Source organism: Stenotrophomonas sp. GD03877, from assembly GCF_029840555.1.
Taxonomy (GTDB): Bacteria; Pseudomonadota; Gammaproteobacteria; order Xanthomonadales; family Xanthomonadaceae; genus Stenotrophomonas; species Stenotrophomonas geniculata.
Window position 1 is genome coordinate 39,560 of the sequence record NZ_JAOCCT010000016.1, and the last position, 20,702, is coordinate 60,261.

The 20,702-nt window shown below is 63.9% G+C and carries 28 protein-coding genes; all 28 read right to left on the reverse strand.

The annotated features are described in order from the left end of the window. Nucleotides 1-19: 19 nt before the first annotated feature. The gene (locus N5D20_RS13300) at nt 20-3,082 is read right to left on the reverse strand and encodes a host specificity factor TipJ family phage tail protein (protein WP_279914463.1); all 3,063 of its coding nucleotides are present in this window, start codon (nt 3,080-3,082) and stop codon (nt 20-22) included. After that, nucleotides 3,079-3,456, reverse strand: coding sequence for a nitrite transporter (locus tag N5D20_RS13305; protein ID WP_279914464.1), 378 nt, complete (start codon nt 3,454-3,456; stop codon nt 3,079-3,081). The genes N5D20_RS13300 and N5D20_RS13305 overlap by 4 nt, the downstream gene beginning before the upstream one ends. Beyond that, nucleotides 3,453-3,935 carry a DUF1833 family protein gene (locus tag N5D20_RS13310; protein WP_279914465.1) on the reverse strand — a complete coding sequence of 161 codons (483 nt, stop codon included), beginning with the start codon at nt 3,933-3,935 and terminating at the stop codon, nt 3,453-3,455. Before N5D20_RS13310 ends, N5D20_RS13305 begins: the two co-directional genes overlap by 4 nt. Then, on the reverse strand, nt 3,932-4,390 hold the full coding sequence (locus tag N5D20_RS13315) for a hypothetical protein (RefSeq protein WP_227852785.1): 459 nt from the start codon (nt 4,388-4,390) through the stop codon (nt 3,932-3,934). Before N5D20_RS13315 ends, N5D20_RS13310 begins: the two co-directional genes overlap by 4 nt. Continuing rightward, complete coding sequence (locus N5D20_RS13320) at nt 4,390-6,903, reverse strand: phage tail length tape measure family protein (protein ID WP_279914467.1); 2,514 nt, start codon at nt 6,901-6,903, stop codon at nt 4,390-4,392. Before N5D20_RS13320 ends, N5D20_RS13315 begins: the two co-directional genes overlap by 1 nt. A gap of 16 nt (nt 6,904-6,919) precedes the next feature. After that, nucleotides 6,920-7,549, reverse strand: coding sequence for an NUMOD3 domain-containing DNA-binding protein (locus tag N5D20_RS13325; RefSeq protein WP_279914468.1), 630 nt, complete (start codon nt 7,547-7,549; stop codon nt 6,920-6,922). 74 nt (nt 7,550-7,623) lie between these two features. Then, on the reverse strand, nt 7,624-7,809 hold the full coding sequence (locus N5D20_RS13330) for a hypothetical protein (RefSeq protein ID WP_199155929.1): 186 nt from the start codon (nt 7,807-7,809) through the stop codon (nt 7,624-7,626). A gap of 107 nt (nt 7,810-7,916) precedes the next feature. After that, entirely contained in the window at nt 7,917-8,306 is a 390-nt protein-coding gene (locus N5D20_RS13335; protein WP_199155930.1) for a phage tail assembly chaperone family protein, TAC, read from the reverse strand. Then, the gene (locus tag N5D20_RS13340) at nt 8,303-9,022 is read right to left on the reverse strand and encodes a phage tail tube protein (protein ID WP_099559402.1); all 720 of its coding nucleotides are present in this window, start codon (nt 9,020-9,022) and stop codon (nt 8,303-8,305) included. The genes N5D20_RS13335 and N5D20_RS13340 overlap by 4 nt, the downstream gene beginning before the upstream one ends. A gap of 63 nt (nt 9,023-9,085) precedes the next feature. After that, nucleotides 9,086-9,451, reverse strand: coding sequence for a DUF3168 domain-containing protein (locus N5D20_RS13345; RefSeq protein WP_099559403.1), 366 nt, complete (start codon nt 9,449-9,451; stop codon nt 9,086-9,088). Continuing rightward, nucleotides 9,448-9,930 carry an HK97-gp10 family putative phage morphogenesis protein gene (locus N5D20_RS13350; RefSeq protein ID WP_279914469.1) on the reverse strand — a complete coding sequence of 161 codons (483 nt, stop codon included), beginning with the start codon at nt 9,928-9,930 and terminating at the stop codon, nt 9,448-9,450. Before N5D20_RS13350 ends, N5D20_RS13345 begins: the two co-directional genes overlap by 4 nt. Next, nucleotides 9,923-10,258, reverse strand: coding sequence for a phage head closure protein (locus N5D20_RS13355; protein ID WP_199155931.1), 336 nt, complete (start codon nt 10,256-10,258; stop codon nt 9,923-9,925). The genes N5D20_RS13350 and N5D20_RS13355 overlap by 8 nt, the downstream gene beginning before the upstream one ends. Then, the gene (locus tag N5D20_RS13360; protein WP_279914470.1) at nt 10,255-10,461 is read right to left on the reverse strand and encodes a hypothetical protein; all 207 of its coding nucleotides are present in this window, start codon (nt 10,459-10,461) and stop codon (nt 10,255-10,257) included. Before N5D20_RS13360 ends, N5D20_RS13355 begins: the two co-directional genes overlap by 4 nt. A gap of 60 nt (nt 10,462-10,521) precedes the next feature. Beyond that, nucleotides 10,522-10,830, reverse strand: coding sequence for a head-tail connector protein (locus tag N5D20_RS13365; RefSeq protein ID WP_279914471.1), 309 nt, complete (start codon nt 10,828-10,830; stop codon nt 10,522-10,524). Next, entirely contained in the window at nt 10,830-11,132 is a 303-nt protein-coding gene (locus tag N5D20_RS13370) for a hypothetical protein (RefSeq protein WP_279914472.1), read from the reverse strand. The genes N5D20_RS13365 and N5D20_RS13370 overlap by 1 nt, the downstream gene beginning before the upstream one ends. Nucleotides 11,133-11,197: 65 nt before the next feature. Beyond that, nucleotides 11,198-12,367, reverse strand: a complete 1,170-nt coding sequence (locus N5D20_RS13375; RefSeq protein ID WP_279914512.1) for a phage major capsid protein — start codon at nt 12,365-12,367, stop codon at nt 11,198-11,200. A gap of 29 nt (nt 12,368-12,396) precedes the next feature. Next, nucleotides 12,397-13,047 (reverse strand): HK97 family phage prohead protease, encoded by a 651-nt coding sequence (locus tag N5D20_RS13380; protein WP_279914473.1) that lies wholly within the window; start codon nt 13,045-13,047, stop codon nt 12,397-12,399. After that, the gene (locus tag N5D20_RS13385; RefSeq protein WP_279914474.1) at nt 13,028-14,257 is read right to left on the reverse strand and encodes a phage portal protein; all 1,230 of its coding nucleotides are present in this window, start codon (nt 14,255-14,257) and stop codon (nt 13,028-13,030) included. Before N5D20_RS13385 ends, N5D20_RS13380 begins: the two co-directional genes overlap by 20 nt. 2 nt (nt 14,258-14,259) lie before the next feature. Further along, the gene (locus N5D20_RS13390) at nt 14,260-15,963 is read right to left on the reverse strand and encodes a terminase TerL endonuclease subunit (protein WP_279914475.1); all 1,704 of its coding nucleotides are present in this window, start codon (nt 15,961-15,963) and stop codon (nt 14,260-14,262) included. Continuing rightward, nucleotides 15,956-16,384: a hypothetical protein gene (locus N5D20_RS13395; RefSeq protein ID WP_279914476.1), complete on the reverse strand. Its 429-nt coding sequence runs from the start codon at nt 16,382-16,384 to the stop codon at nt 15,956-15,958. Before N5D20_RS13395 ends, N5D20_RS13390 begins: the two co-directional genes overlap by 8 nt. 143 nt (nt 16,385-16,527) lie before the next feature. Beyond that, nucleotides 16,528-16,896 carry an HNH endonuclease signature motif containing protein gene (locus N5D20_RS24725; protein ID WP_343239048.1) on the reverse strand — a complete coding sequence of 123 codons (369 nt, stop codon included), beginning with the start codon at nt 16,894-16,896 and terminating at the stop codon, nt 16,528-16,530. Further along, nucleotides 16,896-17,177, reverse strand: a complete 282-nt coding sequence (locus N5D20_RS13400) for a hypothetical protein (protein WP_279914477.1) — start codon at nt 17,175-17,177, stop codon at nt 16,896-16,898. Before N5D20_RS13400 ends, N5D20_RS24725 begins: the two co-directional genes overlap by 1 nt. A gap of 1 nt (nt 17,178) precedes the next feature. Beyond that, on the reverse strand, nt 17,179-17,661 hold the full coding sequence (locus N5D20_RS13405) for a hypothetical protein (protein ID WP_279914478.1): 483 nt from the start codon (nt 17,659-17,661) through the stop codon (nt 17,179-17,181). Beyond that, entirely contained in the window at nt 17,658-18,113 is a 456-nt protein-coding gene (locus N5D20_RS13410) for a hypothetical protein (protein ID WP_279914479.1), read from the reverse strand. Before N5D20_RS13410 ends, N5D20_RS13405 begins: the two co-directional genes overlap by 4 nt. Beyond that, on the reverse strand, nt 18,110-18,598 hold the full coding sequence (locus N5D20_RS13415) for a glycoside hydrolase family 104 protein (protein ID WP_279914480.1): 489 nt from the start codon (nt 18,596-18,598) through the stop codon (nt 18,110-18,112). Before N5D20_RS13415 ends, N5D20_RS13410 begins: the two co-directional genes overlap by 4 nt. A 90-nt stretch (nt 18,599-18,688) precedes the next feature. Next, the gene (locus N5D20_RS13420; protein WP_279914481.1) at nt 18,689-19,543 is read right to left on the reverse strand and encodes a hypothetical protein; all 855 of its coding nucleotides are present in this window, start codon (nt 19,541-19,543) and stop codon (nt 18,689-18,691) included. A gap of 2 nt (nt 19,544-19,545) precedes the next feature. Next, the gene (locus tag N5D20_RS13425) at nt 19,546-20,253 is read right to left on the reverse strand and encodes a hypothetical protein (protein ID WP_279914482.1); all 708 of its coding nucleotides are present in this window, start codon (nt 20,251-20,253) and stop codon (nt 19,546-19,548) included. Continuing rightward, the gene (locus N5D20_RS13430) at nt 20,250-20,663 is read right to left on the reverse strand and encodes a hypothetical protein (protein ID WP_279914483.1); all 414 of its coding nucleotides are present in this window, start codon (nt 20,661-20,663) and stop codon (nt 20,250-20,252) included. The genes N5D20_RS13425 and N5D20_RS13430 overlap by 4 nt, the downstream gene beginning before the upstream one ends. Nucleotides 20,664-20,702: the final 39 nt, after the last annotated feature.

Below are 20,702 nucleotides of genomic sequence, written 5' to 3' on the forward strand. Positions count from 1 at the left end.
GGGTGCGTCTCCAGTGGCGCTACGGCGCGTTGGCGTCGTCGTATTGGTAGAAAGCGGGGTCGTACTGCAGGGCGGTCAGCTCCACCGAGCCGTCTTCGCCAGGTGTGAGCTCGGCCAGCACGGCGTCATACCCAGCGCGCGTGCTGTCGCAGAAGATCAGCTCCGGCGGGTCAATCGTCGGGTCGTCCATGATCCAGGTATTGAAGGCGTGCTCCCCCGGCAGTGCCGAGGCGGCGATGGTCAGTCGGCGGTCGTCCACGCGGGTGGGCACCATCACGCCGGACAGCGTTCCGTCCTGGAAGCGCACCAGGCACCGCGGCGCCGGCAGGCTCCAGTCCAGGTACTCACCCACCTCGATCAGCAGCCGAGTACCGTCCAGCCTGGCCGACTCGATCATGGTGCTGGTGGTGCTCGAACCCGGAATGTCATCGAACAGCTTCACCCGGTCGCCGTACTGGTAGACCAGGCCCATCATCTCGGTCTTGGTCTTGTAGGTCAGGCGCTGGCCTTGGTGCTTCATCAGGCGGCGCATGCCGATCCGGTATGCGCGATCGCGCGTGCCGACACCCTGCAGCTCGTAGGTCTCCACCTTCCACGGCTCGGTCACACCTGGCAGCCGGCACTCCACCGTCTCGGCCGCCCACGTGACCTCGTCGACGTAGGTCACGTCCACGCCGTCATAGTCGTCCGGGCCCGGCGAAATGAACGACGTGCTCAGCGGCTCAAGCTGGCGCTGCGGCGAGATCCCGCCGCGCCACCCCTTCACCCCTTCGCGGCCGGCCGAACACATAGAATCGATCAGCAAGAAGTAGCCCATGCCCGCCTGTGCCGCCATCTGCAGCATGTCCAGTGCGCTGGTGCCGGACTTCTCCGCGCTGAAGTCGAAGAACTCCCCTCGCGGCGTCCAGTAGGTGTCCTCCAGATGCTGCAGCGTGTCCGTGTCGATCTGGTCCGCCGGCAGGCCAAGGGACCGCATGACGTGGATCATGGCGCCACTGATGCTGCGCGCAGTGCCCTGGTCATACAGCCGTGTAGCTTCCACGTTGAACCTGCGGTCGGTCTGCGCCGCCAACTTCGTCCCGGTGGTCACCGTCAGGCCGATGGTCGTCAGGTCGTCGTAGCGCGTTGGCCGCTGCGATAGGCGCGCGCGCAGGCCCTGCCAGTAGCACGCATCCCGTGCCGAGTTGCCTCCGCGCTCGGTCACCCGCCTGACACGCACCTCGACCTGCCCAGGGGCGCCGAGGGTGATGCGCTCGGTGAAGCCCACCGCATCCTCGGAGTATCCGGTGTACGTGTGGGTCCGAACCGTCCAGGGCGCGCCCGAGCCATACACCCGATACCCAACGCGGATGCTGACCGTGAACGTGCGCTTGTTGCCCTTGCTGGTGTACCAGATCAGGCCGCTGGGGAAGTTGAAGTCGTATTCAAACGCATCGGTGGTTTCGCCGTTCGGGCACACCAGGAACGGTCCCAACCACTCCTCGCCCTCCTGGAACCCGGTGGCGCTGTAGTCAGTGGCCGTCCGGCTGGTCCAGCCCGGCCAGCTCGTGTCGACCACGCCAGCCTCTGTAAGCCGCTCCACGGCCAAGGTAAGCCCGGACACGGCCGCAATTCGATAGTCACTTTGGCCGCGCGACATTGCCAGCGAGACCACACCAGGCGGCAGGCCTCCGAAAGCAGTGCCGGTCGGACCGTCATAGGCCAGCGTTATACGAGGCTGCGTTGCCGGCGTTCCACCGGTCGTGGCCACACCTGCTGTAGACGTTGGGCTGCTGCCGAAGACAGAAGCCGGCAGTCCGCTGTAGGTGATGCTTCCACCGGCAAACGGGCTGGCCGCCTCAGCAATCGTCACCACACCGCCGGACTGGGTCGCTACCAAGCCGCTATCCACCAACTGGTCGTTGATGGCAGTCAGCAGCACGCCCAAGGTGATGTAGTTGGCCACCAGCGCCACGCTGTAGGTGGTTCCCCGCCAGCTGATCCCGAAGGTGACCGGAGAACCGCTGAAGTCGAAGTTGCTCGCAGCAGCCGAGCCCGTCACACGGGCAGCGCTGCCACCAACACCGGGCACTGCGGGAGAGCCGGGAACGTAGCTGGCCACGAACAACGCGTAATCGGCTCCGTTGTAGGTCAGCAGAACCGGCATGCCCACGTAGGGCGCCAGTTCCGCCACAGCACTGCCGGCGATGATCGAGTAAAGGCCGCTGGTGGTCGCGGTGAAGGAAGCCGCGACCTTTAGCGTGAGCACGGCGCCGACAACCCAGCTGCTGGGCACGGAGCTGGTCGGCCGCTCGTTACCGTTCGCGTCGGTGACTGTCGCGTTGTTCAGGGTGATCACATTCCCCGATACCGTCACCGAGTCTGCGTTGATCCCCGTTGACACGTCTGCCGTGTCGCTCAGATCCAGACCGGCGGTGCCGGAGGCGGTAGCCCCCACCTCGGTAGAATTCACCCAGTTCTCGGAGCGCACGTCGCCACCTACATCGGTGCCCGGTGGGTAGATGGTCATCTGCACGTCGCTGCCGAACGAGCTGATGGGTGTGTTCCCCAGCCGTGCCGAACCCACTGGGATGATGTGCCGGCCCTTCCCCACGCACACGAACATGTGGGTCCGATAGGATTTCTCGCCTACGAAGCGAGACACCGGCTGCACCAGGTAGTCGGCCCAAACGCGGCACCGCCCCAGAACCTCGCGCACAGGGCTACCGAGGCGGGCCGTGTTCGCCCGCGCCGTGTCGAGACTGAGGCTGTCGCCCTGCCCGTTCCGACTGCCAGGCAGGTTGTTGGCCATGTAGATGGCATACGCGGCCACCACCGCAACCACAACCCAATAGATCACCGCGGCAATGCCCTCGTAATGAGGGACCGGGTAGATGCGCACGTCGCTGCCGTGGTCGATCCAGGTGGTTGCCCACGCACCTGGCGCAACCGGCGAGCCGTCCACCTCCAGCTCAATCGGCTGCTCACCCTCTCCGGTGTAGCCACGCACGTTCGCCCGCAGCCAGCCGTCCACCGTGATCCGGCCATGCTGGTGGGTTTCCAGGGCTTCACCGGGCATCCGGGAAGGGAACACCCGGATCACGCGTAGTACTCCACGCGATTGAAGCGGCGCTCGAAGCGCGCCACAGGCAGGACCGTCACGTTGCGACCGTCGTTACATTCGAGCGTGCACATGCGGCCGTCTACCTCTACCAGCACGGCAACGTGGGTCACCATGCTGCCCTCGTAGCAGAACGCCACGGCGCCCTCTACCAGGTCGCTGCCGGTGTGCTGCAGGACCGCCTGCTGTGCCAGCTCGGGCAGATCTTCACGGGTAGCCCCGGGATGCTCATCCCACGCTGGCAGCCCAAGATCCCGACGAACCTCATTGACCACGCCATAGCAGTCCAGTTCGGGGAACACGCGGCCGCCACTGACCCAGACAACGTCCAGGTACTTTTCAAGGTCGATCGTCATGAGATGTAGCGCAGTCCGGGGTGCTTGGAGAGGTTGAAGCGATCGCGCGGCCAGGCCGTGTCGAGGATGTTCATGAAGCCGGCCGTGATCTGGACCTCTGTGGCCGACCACTGGCCGCCCTTGATGTCCATCGAGAGCGGACGCTTGATGGGTGCCAGCAGATCACTGCTCAGGTAGACCCGCAGGGTTACCGTCATCTCCTGCCGCGCGGCCAGCGCGGCACGGATCTTGGTGCTCACCACACCATCAATGTTGGTCAGCGCGAAGCGCAGATCCTGTACGCCGTCGGCATTGCGCGCCGGCTTGGCCACGTCCATGCCGCAGGCCTTGAAGGTCACCGTCTGGCCCGTCTCCAGAACCGCAGTCAGGTCCTCCCAACCCTTGGTCAGGTAGTGGGTTTCGCCACCGACGGTGATGGCCAGCGTCTCGTGCTCGATCTCGCTGCCACCGGAGGCATACAGCCGTTCAAGGATGCTCATGGCTGGGGCCACTCCCTGTTTGCGGCCAGGTCGACCACATTGGCCTGTAGGAAGCCTTCCGGGTACTCAGACCAACCATCAGCCAGCAGCGGCCGGAGATACAGTTCCAGCTGTGCGGTGAACATCCACAGGTTGCTGTTGGTCAACGTCGGACCGTCGTAAATGTCGGTGAACCGAGCCTTGTAGTAGTCCATGCCGAGCGGGCTGCGAAGGCGGCAGGCAAACCAGGACACGCCATCAAACAGCTGCTCCTGGAACCACTTCTCGAACAGAGCTGCCTGCTGGTCGTTCAACAGCCATCGCACCTCGGTCTGGCTCGGGGTCGCGGTGTAGGCCCGCCGGGGCAGGGATCGCCCGCTTACGAAGGTGGACCGCGTCTGCGGTGATACGTGGCGCAGCCCATAGCCCTCACGCAGCGGTTCGGGCAACCACTTCGGCTGCATGATCAGCGCCATTACCCGACCTTCCTTCTGACATTCCAGTTCGATCGCATCGCGCGTGACTGAGGGCCGGTGCCGGACGTGGTGTCCGCCACACGGTCCTGCCGCGCCAGGGTCACCGCGCGCCGCACTGTTTGTTCCTGCATCAACCGCTCTCGCTCGCTGATGGACCCGTTCACATTGAAATGCATCTCAAAGCTATCGCCCCGACCTCCGCCAGCGGAGTCGCGTGACACGCGGTCGAGGGTTGCGTCCAGCTTGGCGCTGGTGGCCGCAGTGGTGACCCGCTCGCCCTTCTGCAGGAGCCAGGTGCCGGTCTCGGGAACGCTGTCGATACCGTCGTGGGCCATGCCAACCGCCGACACCTCACCTACCAGGTTGGCAACTGCTGCAGCTGCGGCGGCCATCGCCGCCAAGTTGGCAGGAAACGGCAGGCCGCTCGAAAGCGCCGAGCTGACCGCGTCCTTGGCTGCCAGCGCGGCCTTTGCGACCGAGAACGCCTTGCTGATTGCGAATGCGGCCCGGTAGATCCCGGACTGCTCGCCGAAGCCCGCACGCATGACGCCCGCAACACCGGCCAGTCCCTGCTCTGCGGCAGTCAGGCCAACCTGCCACCTAGCCTTGTCCAGCTCGTCAAGCCGGGACTGATGGGTAGCCGCCAGCACCGCCTCCTGGGCATCCCAATCCTCATTCAGGTCGGCGCGGGCTTTTCTGTACTCTTCCAACGCCTGAAGCTGCGTCGCGTACTTCTTGTTCTCTTCCTCGACCGCCTTGTTGATCTTGGAAAACTCACCGCTGGCGCCGCCGTACAGTGCATCCGGTCCTCGGTACTCGCTGCCGCCAGCGCCGCCAACCTGCTCAATTACCTTTCCAGCAACCTTGGCAAATTCAGGGTCGTTCGCGGCACCAGCCGCTGCTGCCGCCTGCAAGGTTTTCAGCCGCTCTCGGGCCAGATCCAAGCCGAGAGAGTCTTTCTTGTTCAGCTCGTCCTTCAACTTGACGAAAGCCTCGGTGGCCTTGGCCGCTTCCTCGTTCGCGGTCTTCTGCTCCTGCAGAACGTCCAGCCTCCGAGCATCGATGCGCAGGGACTCCTGCTTCGAGGCATTAAGCCCCTTCAGCGCGCCATGCTCCAGATCGAAGTTGAGTCGCTGCAGCTCAGTGGCCTTGCCAGATCGGTCCGCGCTGGTGTCAAACAGCTCGATCTGTCGCTTCAGCTGCAGCGAAGCAGCCTCATAGGCGTGCTCCAACTGCCGCTGCCCTGCCAGCCGCTTCTTGGCATTTTCAGCATCAGCTGCGGCGGCTGCAGCAGAAGCTGCAGCGGCCCGGGCAGCCGGATCACCTGTTACACCGGAAGGAGGTAGGCTGGCCTCAATCAGCCTGACTGTAGGTGTGGGCCGCGGCTGCATGGCCGCCCAGCCGCGGTCGGCGAATTGCGTCCCGTTCTGATAATCCTTGAGGAACTGGCTCCAGCCGCCACCCTGCGAGCCAAACAGCCCGCTGTACTGGCCGGTCGCCAGCTTCATCACCGCGTTGCCCTGCTTTTCGATTGCAACCAGACCGCCACGAACACGGTCCAGGCCTTCAATCGCCCCGCTGAAGATGCCACCGAGGTCACTAATCTGCCGGAAGCTCTCCGCGATCGACTCGGTGAGATTGCGAACCTCGGCGCCGTCTTTCAGATACGTGGCGAAATCGGTGAGGATCGATCCGAGGCCTGCAATCATCGCATCGAAGCCCTCCCTGACCAGAGGGTCGTTGAGGGTATCGATGAACGAATTGATGGCAGCAGTGGCTCCGGCCAAGCTTCCATCGCGACCAGTGGTCAGATCGTCGATCGTGTGCCGTAGAGCCGTCAGCGAACCCCCGAAGGTGTCCCGTGCCGCCAGTGCAGCACCAGCGTATGACTCCTCGAGGATCTCCAGGATCATGACCTGGGCCTCGCCTTCCTTGCCGGCCTTGACTAGCTCGTCGATCGTACCCCGCACTTCCTTCGTGAAGGCGGCACCGAATCCCTGCTGGGCGAGCGCGGCGGCCGCCTTGCTGGGCGATTCCAGCGCGCGGCCGATGGTCTCCGCCGACTGGCTGACACTGATGCCTAGTCGCGCCGACTGGTCGATGACAGCCTGCATGGCGCGGGGGATGTTGGAAGCCAGGATGCCCGAATAGGACAGCAGGCGTGTCTGTGCCTCGACGATCTCCCCACCACTGAAGGTGGACTTGCTGGCCAGCGTATCGGCCATGTCCAGCAGCTGCTGCCGGGTGTACCCGGCGGCACCGCCGGTTGACCGGATGATTGCATCGAGTTGAGCAACCTCTCGCTCGGCACTCATGGTGTTGCGAGCGATCAACAGGCCCACCGTCGAAAGCCCGGCAAGAGCAGCGGTCATGCCAGCTGCAAGCGCCAGACCGGCCAGTTTCGCCTCGGCTTCGACCTTCTTGCGCCACTTCTCCGCCCGGCGCTCGGACTTGTCCAGGCCGGATGCGAAGCCGCCGACCTCGGCGATTACGTCGATCGTAAGTCGGCCCAAGCTCCTGCTTGCCATGCTATTTCACCCACGAGTATGTTTTGCCACGAATGAAGTCGTAGGCCGCAGCGAAGGAGCATCCAAGGGAATCTGCGATGGCCTGGATACTTGCTCCGGATGAGCGCAACTTCCTGCCCTCCTTTACCAATGAAGGAGTGAGCACGCTCTTACTGGCCCGCATGGCGACTGCGACCCTCTCAATTACCTCTGGTGATCGAGGGCCACCGCCCTTTCCTCGTCTGCCCACACTGATGCGCTTTCGGGTCTCTTCAGAGAGCCGAACTCCACGGCGCGGACTTGTCTTCCCTTTGTGGGACTCCGAGAGCTTTTTCCTAGTCTCCTCTGAAGCCCGACTCCCCTTCCGAGATGCTGCCGTCGGCGACATGTTGTAGGCAGGCTTAAGACCGTCGATCAGTGCCTGCTCATACAGAAGAAGATCCTTCACCGCGCACATGATCAGAAGCTCGAACGAGAAGCTGCCCGGCCCATGCTTGTTCCACGACCGTTGCAGGAACCGACTGTGATGCCTATTTTTCTGGAGATCGCGCTGGTGATCTCCAAACCGCTTCCGGACGTTCCACGAACTTCCGATGTAGCAGCGGCCGGTGATCAAGTTCCGAATTCTGTAGATTCCGGAAACAATCTTCATGGTTCTCGAACCCAACCCTATGCTGCTGTGGCCGGCCTCTGGTGGGCTGGATGAATGTGCACCCTACGCGCCGGCTACCACTGTTTCATCGCCTCCTCGAGGCTGATGGGCTCGGCGTCCGCGTAGGGAATGAAGTCGGCAGGCTTGAACGGGGTCGAGCCAGGCTTCTTGTTGGCGTTGACGAACAAAGCGGCCAGCATCCCTGCAGCTGCATCCATCCGCCCACCCAAGTTCAGGCTGCCGCGCTTGGCGCGGTACACGCTCCAGAGCTGGAATTCCCGGATGGAGAGGCGTTCCTTCGCCTCCCCGATGCTGCGGCCGCCGATCCCGTTGAGGACCAGCTCGCACCACAGCTCATCCTCCGGGGTCAGCTCGTAGCTTTTCCCAGGTTGTTCACCTCGCCAATGGCCATCAGCAGCGCCACCGACAGGTTGCCGTCCAAGGCGCCGCGGTCCGGATCGGCCTCGCCGGTGATATCAGCAACGGTGAACACCGCCTTGCCGTCCTGGTCGCAGATGCTGGCCGCGATGCGGCCGGCCACGCCGTCGTGCTTGTTCGTGGCCGAAAGCACATCCGACACCGCCGCCTGGAAGCCAAGCGGCCGCACATAGACAGTGGCAGTCAGCTCTTCGTCGCCCTGCTTCCAGCGGATCTCCTTCTCCACTGGCCGGCCAGTGAACGCACCGGCCTTGTGCAGGCCGGCCACGCTCAGGCTCACCGCACGCGCGGGGACGGACTTCTTCGGGGCCCGGCTCACGGCGTCTCAGCCTTGCGCAGCCAGACGCCCGACCCGCTGCGCTGCATGGTCGCGGCAGTGGTCACCACCGCATTGCCCTGGAAGTCGAACGGGAAGTCGCTCACGTAGGCCTGGAAGGTGTACCAGGTGCGGGTATTCGGCAGGACCAGCTCGTCTACCGTGGAGCGCTCGGCCGTAGCCGCGGCGCCGGTGCCAGCGCCGCCGGTGAAAGCGACAGTCGGCGTGGCGGTGTAGCCGGTGCCAGGGTTGGTGATATTGACGCCGATCACCGAGCCAGAATCGACGATGGCCGTGGCCGTTGCACCGCTGCCACCGCCGCCGGTGATGGCCACGGTCGGCGCCGACGTGTATCCGGTGCCGCCGTTGGTCACTTCGATGTTCGAGATGCTGCCGACCTGCTGCACGGTGGGCTGGATGTCCACGCCATCGGACCAGCCGATGGCCCATTGGATCGGCTCGCCGCCGTCCACCTGCTCGGCCAGCTGCCACATCAGGTAGTGGCTGTCGTTCTTCGGGTCGGCGTTGATACTCACAGAAGCTTGGCCGGGCGTGCGCAGGCCCTTCTTGTAGGTGCGCGTGTTGGTCTCGGACAGGCACGTGTCGTCGATCTGGTCCGCCGGCGCGGTGCCGGGGTTGAAGGCCGTAATGCACTCGATCTCGCGGACAACGCCGTTGATCAGGCCGTACAGCTGGGTTCCTTGGGTCAGGGCGCTCATCGTTTCTCCTGCGGGCAATAAAAAGCCCCGCAGTGCGGGGCGTGGGTGGGGATGTAGAAGGTGCTACCGAGGGACCAGCCAGTCCAGATCAAATGACAGGCGCAGCAGCTTCGTTTCGGGATCAAGCATCTGGCTGCCCCAGCGGGTGATGTACCCACGGGGTTCGAAGGCATCACGCAGTGCGGCGGCCCCCTGAATCAGGGATGCTTCGTTCTTTGCATAAACGTCCACCTGCGTGGTCAGGGCGTCCACGTCAGGGCGCTGGGCCAAATAGTTCTCGGGGCTACCACCGACCGTCTGCCAGACCGCATAGGGAAGTGCAGGCGGCTTCTCGATCAGTCCGAACGGATAGACACGGGTCGGAGCGTCGCCAAAGGCCAGCAGCACCGCTGGTGATGCGATGCAAAGCGGGAAGATGGGCGGGATCATGCCGCCCCCTGCTTTGCCAGCACGCGGTCGAGCGCCTGGTTGAAGCTTCGCGCGAACACGTCGACGGCCTTCTGGCCTGCTTGGTCCGGCACCGGCCGGAAGATCGGCTGGGCGGCCATCTTCGAGGTGCCGAACTCCAGCAGGCGCCAGTACCAGGTGATGCCGCCCGGATTGCTCATGCCCAGCTGCGCCGAGCGGCCGGCCTGGGCCCCGCCCAGAACGCCTACGCGGAACGCCAGCACGCCATCCTGCTTGAAGGCGCGGCCATTCCAGCGCACCGCGACATTCTTCCAGATGGCGGTCTCGGTTTCGTGGTCGTCCACCCGGCGGGCGTTGCTCTGCGCTTGGTCGCGCAGAACGTTGGCCGCCCGGCGCAATGCGGACCGGCCGCCCTTGTAGTTCACCTCGCGCTTGACCTGCGCCATCTTGGTACGGATGCCGTCCAAGCCGCTCACGTCGAATCGGATGCCATCAGCCATCGTTGACACCCTCGCTGCAGGGGAGCGTGAGATATTCCAGCCCGCTGACCGGGTCGGGCAGCACGCCATGGATGTTCAAGATCTTGCCGCGGTGGATCACCCGGCACTTGTCGGTCACGCCCTCGCGATGACGAATGGTCACCCGCAAAGTGACCTCGCTGTCGAGCGCCTTGGCTGCCACGAACTCGCGGGCCGACAGCGGCGCCACTTCGGCCCAGACATCAGCCAGGGGCTCCCAGCTGACGGTCTGCGCGCCGGTCGCAGGCGACTGACCGTAGACCTGACGCTGCAGCTGCACCCGGTGCCGCAGCCGGCCAGCGGCGATCATCGCGGCTTCCCGCTCAGGTAGCTGCCGGAACCGACGGGATCAGCCTCACCGCCCTCGCTGTCGCAGAGGTAGTCCACCAGCCGGTTAACCGCCTTGGCGTTCTCCAGATCGGCCCTGGTTTTTTCCTGCAGCGCCGCCACCAGTTGGTGCGTGGCCTCGGTCTGGGCTCGCAGGGCGACCAGCAATTCGCTTTGCTCGTTCATTCGCTTCTCGCATCCATTTCATGAGCCAGGCGCGGCGGCGCGCGCAGCCAGTGCAGGCCATCAGAAGCGCTTCCGATACCAAAGCAAGCTATCGAACCCGAGGGGCACCCTTGCAGCGCTGTCCCCCACGGTGACCGCCTCCCTGACTGAAACCCAGTGGGCGACCAGCACCAGGACTGCTTGCCGGACATCGGGCGTGAAATTCATCTCGCCCTCGTCCGCAGGATCACCCTCGACCAGCACCCGGTCACAATGCATCTGCACATGAGCCAAAGCCGCATCGACATACGACTGGAGCATCACGTCGCTCACTTCGTCGATGACACGGCACTGCTCGCGGACCAGAGCGAGGTCGAGGGTGATTGGCATTACGGGGCCTCGCTTGCCTTGTCCTGCGGCTCGGTAGTGGAGGCCGGCTTTGCTTCCTTGTTGCCCTTGGGCTTGGCCTGCCTGTCGCCTTCGGCATTTGCCTTCTGCGCCGCACTTGGCTTGGCTTCCTTGTTGCTCTTGGCCCCCGCGTCGTCGTCCACCGCCACGGCAAGGCCCTTCCCGATGAGGGTGTGGGCGTACTCGTCGTCCGCATCGAATGTCTGACCGGCCTTCACCACGTTGCTATCAGCGTTGAGCTTCACGGCGTTGCCGATGAAGCCCCATGTCGTCCTGATCTTCATGCCGTCTCCAGCAATTTGTGGGGGCCAGCATCGCGCCGACCCCTAGGTTGTGACGCCCCGGTGGATCAGGTGGTCGGGAACTGACCCTTGACGAGAGCTTCCCGGCGACGCACGCCCAGACCCAAGCGCTCTTCAACCAGCAACGCGCGTTCGTTCTTGATGAACATGTCGTTGATCAAGCCCATCTTGAACAGGAAGGACATACGGTCGAACAGCGTGGCCGCCCGCGCGAAGTTTGCGACGAGGAACTCGCCACCAGTGTCCGCGTCGCCCTCGTCCATGCTGTCGGAGGTAATGACCGGGCGACCCCACAGGACCGGGGTAACCAGACCCTGCAGGTTGGCGAACAGGTAACGGTTCTGCGAGTCCTTCTGCAGCTCGATGTTCATCCAGTCGAGTTCAGTCATGACCACGCCATCCGCAGAGAGCTTGGACTGCTTGCGCACCTGGTAGATCGCGCGGCGGACGATGTCGATCGGAGTGTCGCCGGGCTTCGTCAACGCGGCGCTGTACGCGGTCGCCTGGGTCATGAGGCCATTGAGGTTCTCGCCGGTGCCATCACCCTTCAGAATCTGGGCCTCCTCTTCCAGCTTCAGGTCGTAGCGGAGCAGTTCCCGGATGTAGCCCAGCAGCTGCGGCACGTCGTCCAGCGCCTCGTCGGTCACCGGCATCCAGACGGCGATCTTCTTCACGCGATCAGTCACCGACTCGAACGTCACATTACTGGTCGGCTTGGTGCCACCTTCCGCCACCGGCGCCGCCCCTCGGGTATGCAGCAGCTCACGGAAGAAGGTGTACTGCTGACCCGACACGGGGATGGAAGTCAGAAGATCACGGATGCGCAGTTCCTGTCGGATGCCCGGCTGGATGGTCGGGTCGTAGTTCGGTGCCACGATGCCTGCGCTGGTGACCTTCGTTTCCTTCATCGAGGCCAGGTCGCCCTTGGTGATCTCGATCTCGGCGCGCTGCACGGTCTTTTGCTGCAGGCCCTTGTACTCGTCGTGGCCCTTCACCAGGTCGATGAAGGACTTGCCCTCACCGGGCTGGCCGCGGACCTTGACGCCCTTCTCTTCCAGCTCCTGAACCTTATCAATTACGCGCTGCAGCTCGCCCTTGGTGTTCTCGATTGCGTCCTTCACATCCTTGGGAATGGCATTGCCTTTCTGGATGTCGTCGATGACTGCGTCGTACTTCTTCTGCAGGCCGTTGAAACCGTCCTTGAGCTGGGTTTCCAGCGACTCGCGGACCTAGGTGATGTCTTCGCTCATGGTTTTTCTCCGAAAATGGATTGGATGGAACTACCGAGTTTCTTCAGCTCGTCCACGGTCGCCGTGGCCGCATCCGCACCGTCTCGGTGGATTGCAGGGAAGCCGAGCGAGGCGACGGCGGCCGCCTCCTTCTGCGAGAGGCCCATGCGTTCACGCAAGCCCTTCTCAAACTGCCGGACCGAAGACTTGACGCTCAGAATCTCGGCCTCAGGATTCATTCCAAAGGGGACGATTGACGCCTCCCAAAGCTCTGCCTTCTTGATCACCCTCACGCGGCGCCCTTCGCGTGTCTCTTGGGCGTCCTCAATCGTGTTGAATCCGATGGACATCGAGTCAAGTGGCGCGTCCCCCTTCATCAGCTCATACGCATCACGCGCGTAGCTGACATTGAGGTTGATCTTTCCCTTAACCCATAGACCGTGATCATCATCGCGATACTCGGCCGTGCCGATGAGCTTGGTCAGGTCGTGATACAGCGCCAACTTCAGTCGCCCGCCGCGCGTTGTCTTCACGCGAACGAACGCACCTGGAAGAATAACGTCGTCGCCGAGATCGACGTTGTTGTAAACGGACGCGTAACCCTCGAAGTTCCCGGCCTCGTCGGCTTCCTTCACTTCGAAGGGGCATTCAATTCTGCTGACGGTCATTGCCTTGGGACTCCCATTGAGTGATGGCGTCGTACTGCGCGCCCTCGAGGCGCGGAAGGTTCTCTTTCAATCGGACATCGTTGATCGACATCCAGCCCGACCCGCCGGACCCGCCAAGCGCAGCCTTGTAATAGGTCGAGCGAGCAGCACTATCGCCACGCAGCAGGCCCTCCACTACGAACTCGACGAAGACCTCGGTGCCGCGGTGAATTTTGTCGTTCCACTCATCCTCGATCGCATCGAGGTAGGGCTTGAGCCCATAGGTCACGAAGCCACTGTTCTGCTGTTCGAGGTTGGAGCCCATGATCGACGTACGGCCGGCGCGGTTGGCCAAGTACAGCGGCACACCCCATACGCCAGCTAGCGCCTCTTCCTGGAACTGCTGCGACTCAATGAACTGGCTGTCCTTCTGGCTCAGCCCTGCCGGGATCAGCTTGGGTCCGCCCTGCAGAACCGCGATCTTGCCGATATCGTCTACGTCGCCCTTTCGGACATCGGGAAACTTTTCCATGATCTGACCCTGCTGTTCCTTGGTCAGGAACTGGTCGTAGACCACATAGCCGCCGGTGAAACCGCCCTTGCGCATGAATCGAGCCGACCAGTCCTGGCCGGCCTTGGCCAAGCCCATCGCCTCGGCCTGGTACTCCAATGGAGACAGACCGGTAACCCCGTCTGTACTGAACAGCTTGAAGTGCAGCATGTTCTCCGGAGACACGGGTATCCGCTGACCTTTCAGCTCGACGATGTAGAGCAGATCGTCGTCAGTGTCGATGCATACGTCGTCGGCAGCGACCGGAATCAACCCGATCATTTCGCCCTGCCGGTTTCGCTCGATGATCACGAACGCGTTCCCGCGAAGCGCCATGTTGACGACCACTGCCTTCAGCAGATTCAGCCGTGTGATGAAGGGGTTCGGCTTTCCGAGAAGGCGAAGGGCGCGCTTGTTCGCGGGGCTGTCACCGCGCACGAGCGTGCGCTTTCCGCCAACGTCTTGGTAGAGCTTGAGCGGCAGCCCTGCTGCCGACTCGGAGAGGATCTTGACGCAGGTCCAGACGATCGGGATCGTGATCGCGGTCTTTGCCGTAATGCTAACCCCGGCCTTCGTTTTCCTGCCGCCGACTTCCATATCGACTTCCCGGTAGTCGCCGGTCTGTGGATCGGTGTAGCCGAAGAAGCGCCAAGTGAGCGGGTTATACCAGCGCACGGCCATGGTCAGCCCACCGTCCCGAAGAAGCCGTTCTCCAGATACTCATCGACTCCGGGCTCGACCGATTCGACTGCGTGAGCCAGCCCCACCGCCATCAACAGGGAAGCCATGTCATCGATCTTGTCCGGCGACCTCTTCTTGTCGGGCTTCATGTTCAGGTTTCCATCTTTCAATGCGATGAGGTTGGACGCGCACCAGTTCAGGACTGGGTCGTTGCCGTGCTGGATCTTCTTGCCTATGTAGGCCCGCTCCAGCTCCTGCATCGCGGGGTGGTAGTTCTTCGTGGTCTGGTTGAACTCGACCAGCGGGTGCCCGTCGGCCAAGAGGCGCTGCGCAATTTCAGCTGCGTTCCAGCGGTCATAGCCGATCGCCAGGGGACCGAAGCGGGCGATATCCTCACGAATCCTCGCCTCAACCACGCTGTAGTCGGTCACCTCTCCTTCGGTCGCCTCAATCAACCCGGCCGCGACCCAGCCCGCATACGGCACCACACCGCGCTCCGTACGCGCCCGCACCGCGTCCTCCGGAACGAATCGACGGCCCCAGGTGTAATAGACGTCGTCCACCTTCCAGACCAGGCGCCAAGACGTCATATCCAGCGTGCTCGCCAGATCGAATGCGCCCCAGCACGGCTGCCCCGCGAGCCAGTCCAGGTCGACGGCGCCGCCGCACTTCTGCCACTTCGTCAGGTCCACCCAGCCCGTGGCCGAGGAGGCCGGTCGGTTGAGCCGCTTAATCTTGAATTCGGCCAGCTTCGAAGGCATCTGCCGCGCCTCGACGGCCTCCTTGCGTATCGCCTTCAGCAGGTGCGGGTTCGCGTCCATCAGGGGGTTGGCCTTCGGCCAGGCTGATTCGTCGAACTCGTCGTCGTCATCGTCGACAGCGAAGAAAACCACCAAGAAGTGATCGGCCGACTCGCCCAGGATGCCCTGCAGCACCTGCTTAGCGAACTGCCTGATCTCACCCCACGGACCCGGGTTCGTGTATCCCTCGGTCGTGGTGTACAGCCAAAGCGGGTTGCTGCGTGCGCCGGCAGCCGATGTCAGTACGTTCAGAAGGTCCGCCGACTTGTGGGCGTGGATCTCGTCCAAGCCCACATGCGATGGATTCAGACCGTCCTGCGTGCTGGCCTTGGCGTTGATGGGCTTGAAGCTGGCCCCGGTCTCCATCCGGCTGATCGAGTTCGCCCAGCATGCCAAGCCGAAAGCTTCCTGCAGGTCCGGTGTCTTCTCCGTCATCCTCTTGGCGACGTTGAAGATGATCCGTGCCTGGCTGCCGGTAGTGGCAGCAGAAATGATTTGGGCGCCCTCCTCCTCCTCGCAGCACTGGCAGTACAGCAGGATCGCTGCTGCCAGGGTCGACTTGGCATTCTTGCGCGCCACCGCGAACAGAGCCGAGGTGAAGCGCCTGCTGCCGTCCAGGTTGCGGAACCCGAACAGCTGCACGACGAAGAACACATGTGACCGATGCAGCTCGATCTCAGGCCGCGCCCACTTTCCTTCGACGTGCGGCAGCTTCTCGATGAAGTCGCACGGGTCGCAAGCGTGCCACTCGTCGAAAACAAACGGCGGACGCTTCCGCCGCGCTCGCTTCAGGTCCGCAAGGAACCGTTTCGCGGCCAGACGCACCCACTTCCCGAACTTCCGGCCCTTCTTGTCGGCTACGGCCTCTTCTGCATAGGCCGTGGCGATGCCAACGTAATCACGCACGGGGCTTCCGCTTCGCACCATTGCTGGCGAACGCGTTCCCCGCCTTCTCGACCTCCCCCGACGGCTTCACCTTGCCTTGGGCAACCGGCGTAAGGCCGAAGTCGTTCATCAGACCGCGGAGCTGGGAGACCATCGAGGCCACGGGCGCCAGCCCGGCGGCGTACAGCTGCACGGTGTTTCCGTGCAAAGCGCAGAGCTGTCCGAACGCCGAAAGCCCGGCCTCGGTGAGCAGCTTGTTCGCGTGGAGGATCGGCGCCAGCCGGTCCCACTCCTTGATGGCATGCGCATTCGGCAGCCAATCCGGTGCCGGTGGAACATCCGACACCAGCGGAAGGTCAGCGGCCGGCGCCGTCGGCGCGCGGTCGGGGCGATCCGTGCCGGCCACCACTTTCAGCGATGTCGGTTTACGCGGGTTCGCCATGGGTAGTCCAGGAGCGGCATCACGGCCGCGAAAAAATGGTTTTTCTCAACTGACGGTGCATAAAAACGTCTGGGCGCACGGTCAGGGAGGCGAACCGCCCCAACTTTTGCCCCTCCCCCCGCCCTATCTGCAGCTGTTGCGATTCATTCGCGTCCACGCGCGCATTTCGGGGTTGCCCTGACACCTCGATGCCAGTTCCCGAACCCGCCGTCCTCGGTCGCGGTCTTCCGGTCGTGGCAGGGCTTGCAGAGCGGCTGCCAGTTGTCGGTGTCCCAGAACAGCGCCTGGCTGCCCTTGTGCGGGGTGATGTGGTCGACCACCGTTGCGACAGTGACGTGGCCAGTTCGCTGGCACTCTGCGCAGAGCGGCTTCCTCAGCAGGAATGTCGCGCGGGCGCGCTGCCATCTGCTGCCATACCCGCGCTCCGCCGTGGTCTGCCTCACTGCTGCGGCCGGCACGTGCACGACCGCCCGCCTCGGCATGGCGTTGTGCTTCGGTGCCCGGCGCGGCATCAGCCGCCGTCCGAAGGAATAGGTTTCCCCTGTACCTGATCAATGGCATCGAACTGTGCCTCGTACAGATCGAGGCACCGCTTGCGGCCGTGGCTCACTTCGAACACGGCAGACGGCGCCGCCTCTTTCACCCACTTGCAGCGCAAGCGCAGCTTGGCGTCGATGGGAACATAGGTGGCCACCGGAACCTTGATGACTGCTGTTGGCGGCGGGTTCTGCTTGGTCGGTGCGGCCTGGCACGCTGCCAGTAGCGCAGCGGTTGTAACCACGATGACGCGCATGTCAGTACCCCTTCAGTGCCGGACAGGCGGAATCGAGCAGCTCCAGTGCTGCCTTGCAGGTGTCGGGTCGTTGCTCGTAGCGGCCGCGCCAGGTGGACGCCTCCTTCTCGGATGCCTCGATCTTGCCGGCCAGCTCCTGAAGTGCTGCCGCGCTCTCTGCCTTGAGCGCTTCCAGATTCTCGGCTTCGGCCCTCAGTGCGGCGGCGACCTCGGCCAGTCGCTGATCGCGGCTATCCACGTCGGCCTGCAATCGGGCGGCATCGGCCTGCCAGTCGGCCTGGACCTGGATGACCTGGGCGCTCAGGTCGCGGATCTTCTGCTCCTTCTCCCAGGCAGTCAGCCCGGACACCATGCAGCCAAAGGCCAGCACGGCGCACACCACCTTAACCTTGCTGCCCGGCTTGCTCAGCCACTGCAGCGCGTCGGCTGTGGCGCCTACGATCAGCGTCCACAGCGCGCTAAAGAAACGAATCAGTACGCTCATTGCTTCTCGCCTCCGATGGCACCGGTGGCCCGCTCCACCATGCGCACGTAGCCGGGCAGCAGCCGGCGGATCAGGACGCCGGACAGGCCGGCCAGAGGCAGCTGCGGGGCGCCCGCCAGCGCCGGCCAGATGGATGCGGCTACGGCGATGACCCATGCGGCCACAATGGCGTAGGCCACGACCGCCACGGCCAGGGCAGCCCAGCGCGCGGCGGTCTGCAGGAGGCGGTGGCCGCGACGGCGGCTGGCGTCAGCGGCTACCCGCTCCGCGTCCTTCTCCGGCAGCAGCAAAACGCCGATCAGCGCTCCCGCCATGGCAACCAGCAACACGGACTGCGGCACGCCGAGGATCACCCGTTCGGCCTCCCTCAGCGCATCAGCCGTCGCCGGTGCCACAACCGCCGCGGTGAACGTCCCGACAATGGTTTTTAGAGTGCTAACGGGCTCAGTCACGGCGCCACCGTTCCGCCGGCCTTGCGGTACACGGCCAACAGGTCGGAAAGTTGCTGTTCATGCTGGCCGTAGCCAGCGCCAGGCAGGCTCGCCCAGATGTTGCTGACCGCCTTGATGGCCTCCGGGATCTTGCCCGCCTGGATCAGCGGCAACGCGCGACGCTCCCGGATCTGCTGCAGCGCGATCAGGTCCTGGCTCAGCGGCGAGAAATCCTTCAGGCCGAGCGTCTTCTTGTACGCGTCGTAATAGCGGCGCAGCAGCTGGTAGCGGCCTGCCGCAGTGGACTGAATCTTGAGCTTCGGAAGGTCCACCAGCACGCGCGGATGGTCGGCGTAGCTCTCGAACAACTGCCCGCCGACGATCACGTCATAGCCGCGGTCCTTGGTGGCCTGCTTCCCATTATCCGTACCTTCGGACCAAGCCAGCATGTCGAGGAAGGCCACGACGTTCACGCCGCCAGCTTGTTGGTGGGTGATCTGTGCCATGGCGGATCCTGAAATGAAAAACCCCGGCTGGGTGGCCGGGGTCGGGTCGTGCGCGATGGTAGTGAATTTACCCCGGGATGTGCGGGAGCATCAATCCCGCAGCCGCGCGATCGTCCATGCCGTCCTCGCGGCAGTTACTGCGGAAGGCAGCGCAATCGACGATGCCCCGATGGCGGATGCCGCTCCCATGTATTCCAGAAACCTCGTCCATACCTTTTCGTCAGCCTCCAAGAACTCAGGGATTGAAATGCCGCCATACACTTCGAGGCAGTCCAAGTAGTACCCGACGTTATCCTGTTCGGCTGGGAGGTGAAAGCCAGCCTTCTCTGCCATTTGGAGCGCCAGTGGTTGAGCTTTGCTCAGTGCGTAAGGAGCCAACATCCTTGCCTTGATCACTACGCCATGCTGCCGCTCAATATCCAGTATCCGACTGCTGAGCTGCCACATCTCAGACTGGTCCGTTCGCAGCTGTGGGACCTTTGCGTGCAGAACAGTCCACCTCGCCGTGATTTCGTCCATCCGTCGGCGCGCCTCTTCCGGCTCCATTTGGCATTCCGGGTCAAAGGGAAGAAGCAACTGGCGAACTTCATACACGCCGGTTGCGAATCCCCGCAACCTCGTCATCATGTCCATACCGTCTTTCAAGACCAGCGATATGTCTGCCGCAGCGGCAAGCTCCAGATCCAATCGCTTTACCCGCTTGAATGCGAGCATCGAGGCCACAGCCACGACAGTGCCGGCGGCCGCCAAGGCCGCCTCTGGTTTCGACGCGACGATCTCGCCCAGCTCATACATTTTCAGTGGCGGCACACCGAAGATTCGTTCGGAATAGCAGTACAGCGCATAGACGATGGCTAACGTTACTGTAGGTCGCCGGAGAAATGCCCATACAGCACCAACAACAAGGACTGCCGCCCAGACCCTTCTACGCTTCTTGCTATCCATGATTACGCCGCCGTTGATTCTCCTTTCCCAAGCGCGATCATAAGCGCCCAGGCGGCCTCCTGCTCCGCCTCAGTCATCTTCTGCAGCAGCCACTCGTAGACCCCGCGCCACTTCGCCCGGTAGGTCGACTCGTCCCGTCCGATAGCGGCAGCCCGACGCCGGTCGCTGACCGGACCCAGCCCCGACCCACCGCACATCTTGCACGGCACCAGCAGCTCCCCAACCATCGCCTGGCCCCTACCCTCACAGGCCACACAGTGCGGGCGCTTGGCGATCTCGCTGATCACCGCCATCGCCAGCGTCGGCAGCGACTCCAGTGTGCTGATCGGCCAGCACTGAGTCTTAATCCGGCCCAGCCGCTGCTGGGCGGCGTCGCGGTTCGCCCGCTGCTCTGCCGTCGCCGCACCGCCCCAACCTATGCACACCTCGGCCAGGCCGAGGTCCGTCCGGGCCTCGGCAAGCCGGCGCTGCTGGCGCTGCAGCTCGGGCGTCACCAGCGCAATCACCGCGTCCCGCAGCTTGTGTCGGCGCAGCGCGGCGCCATCCGGCCACCAGCACGCCTCCAGCAGCTCCCGGCCCAGCCCCGCCGGCACCATGCCCAGCGCCGCGGCAATGTCCTGGTTCGTCAGGTCCGGCTTCCCGCCTCCCCGGCCGATGTCGAACTTCACCGTGCTCGGCCCCAGCCGTGCCATCGTCTCTCGTGGATTCATGCACGTTCCCCTGTCGTTGAGTGGCCGGCCGCCGCCGGCCCGCCCGTAATCCGCACCACCACCTGGCCGCCAGGCCGGCGCTCGCTGCTCACAACCGGATGGCTGATGAACCGTTTGTCGTCGATGCCAAGCACCTGGGCGATTCCGTCTCGGTATGCCTTGAACCGCCCCAGCATGTTGTCGTCGTCCGGCAGTGCCTTGCCCGGCGCCTGATGGAAGCTCACCCACAGGTGCAGCTTCCCCGCTGGCAGCTGCAGCGCGCGCCAGCCCGCCTCGTGCGCCAGCACCACCGCCGTCTGCCGGGCGTGCTTCGTGGCCTTGGCCTTCCTGCTCCAGTGCACCCGGCCATTCGGGGACAGGTCCTTGCTCGGCCAGGGCAGCACCAGCTCCAGCGCGCGGTCAGCCTGCATGAGCCTGCACCGCTTCGACGAAGGCCCGGCGCCACCGGT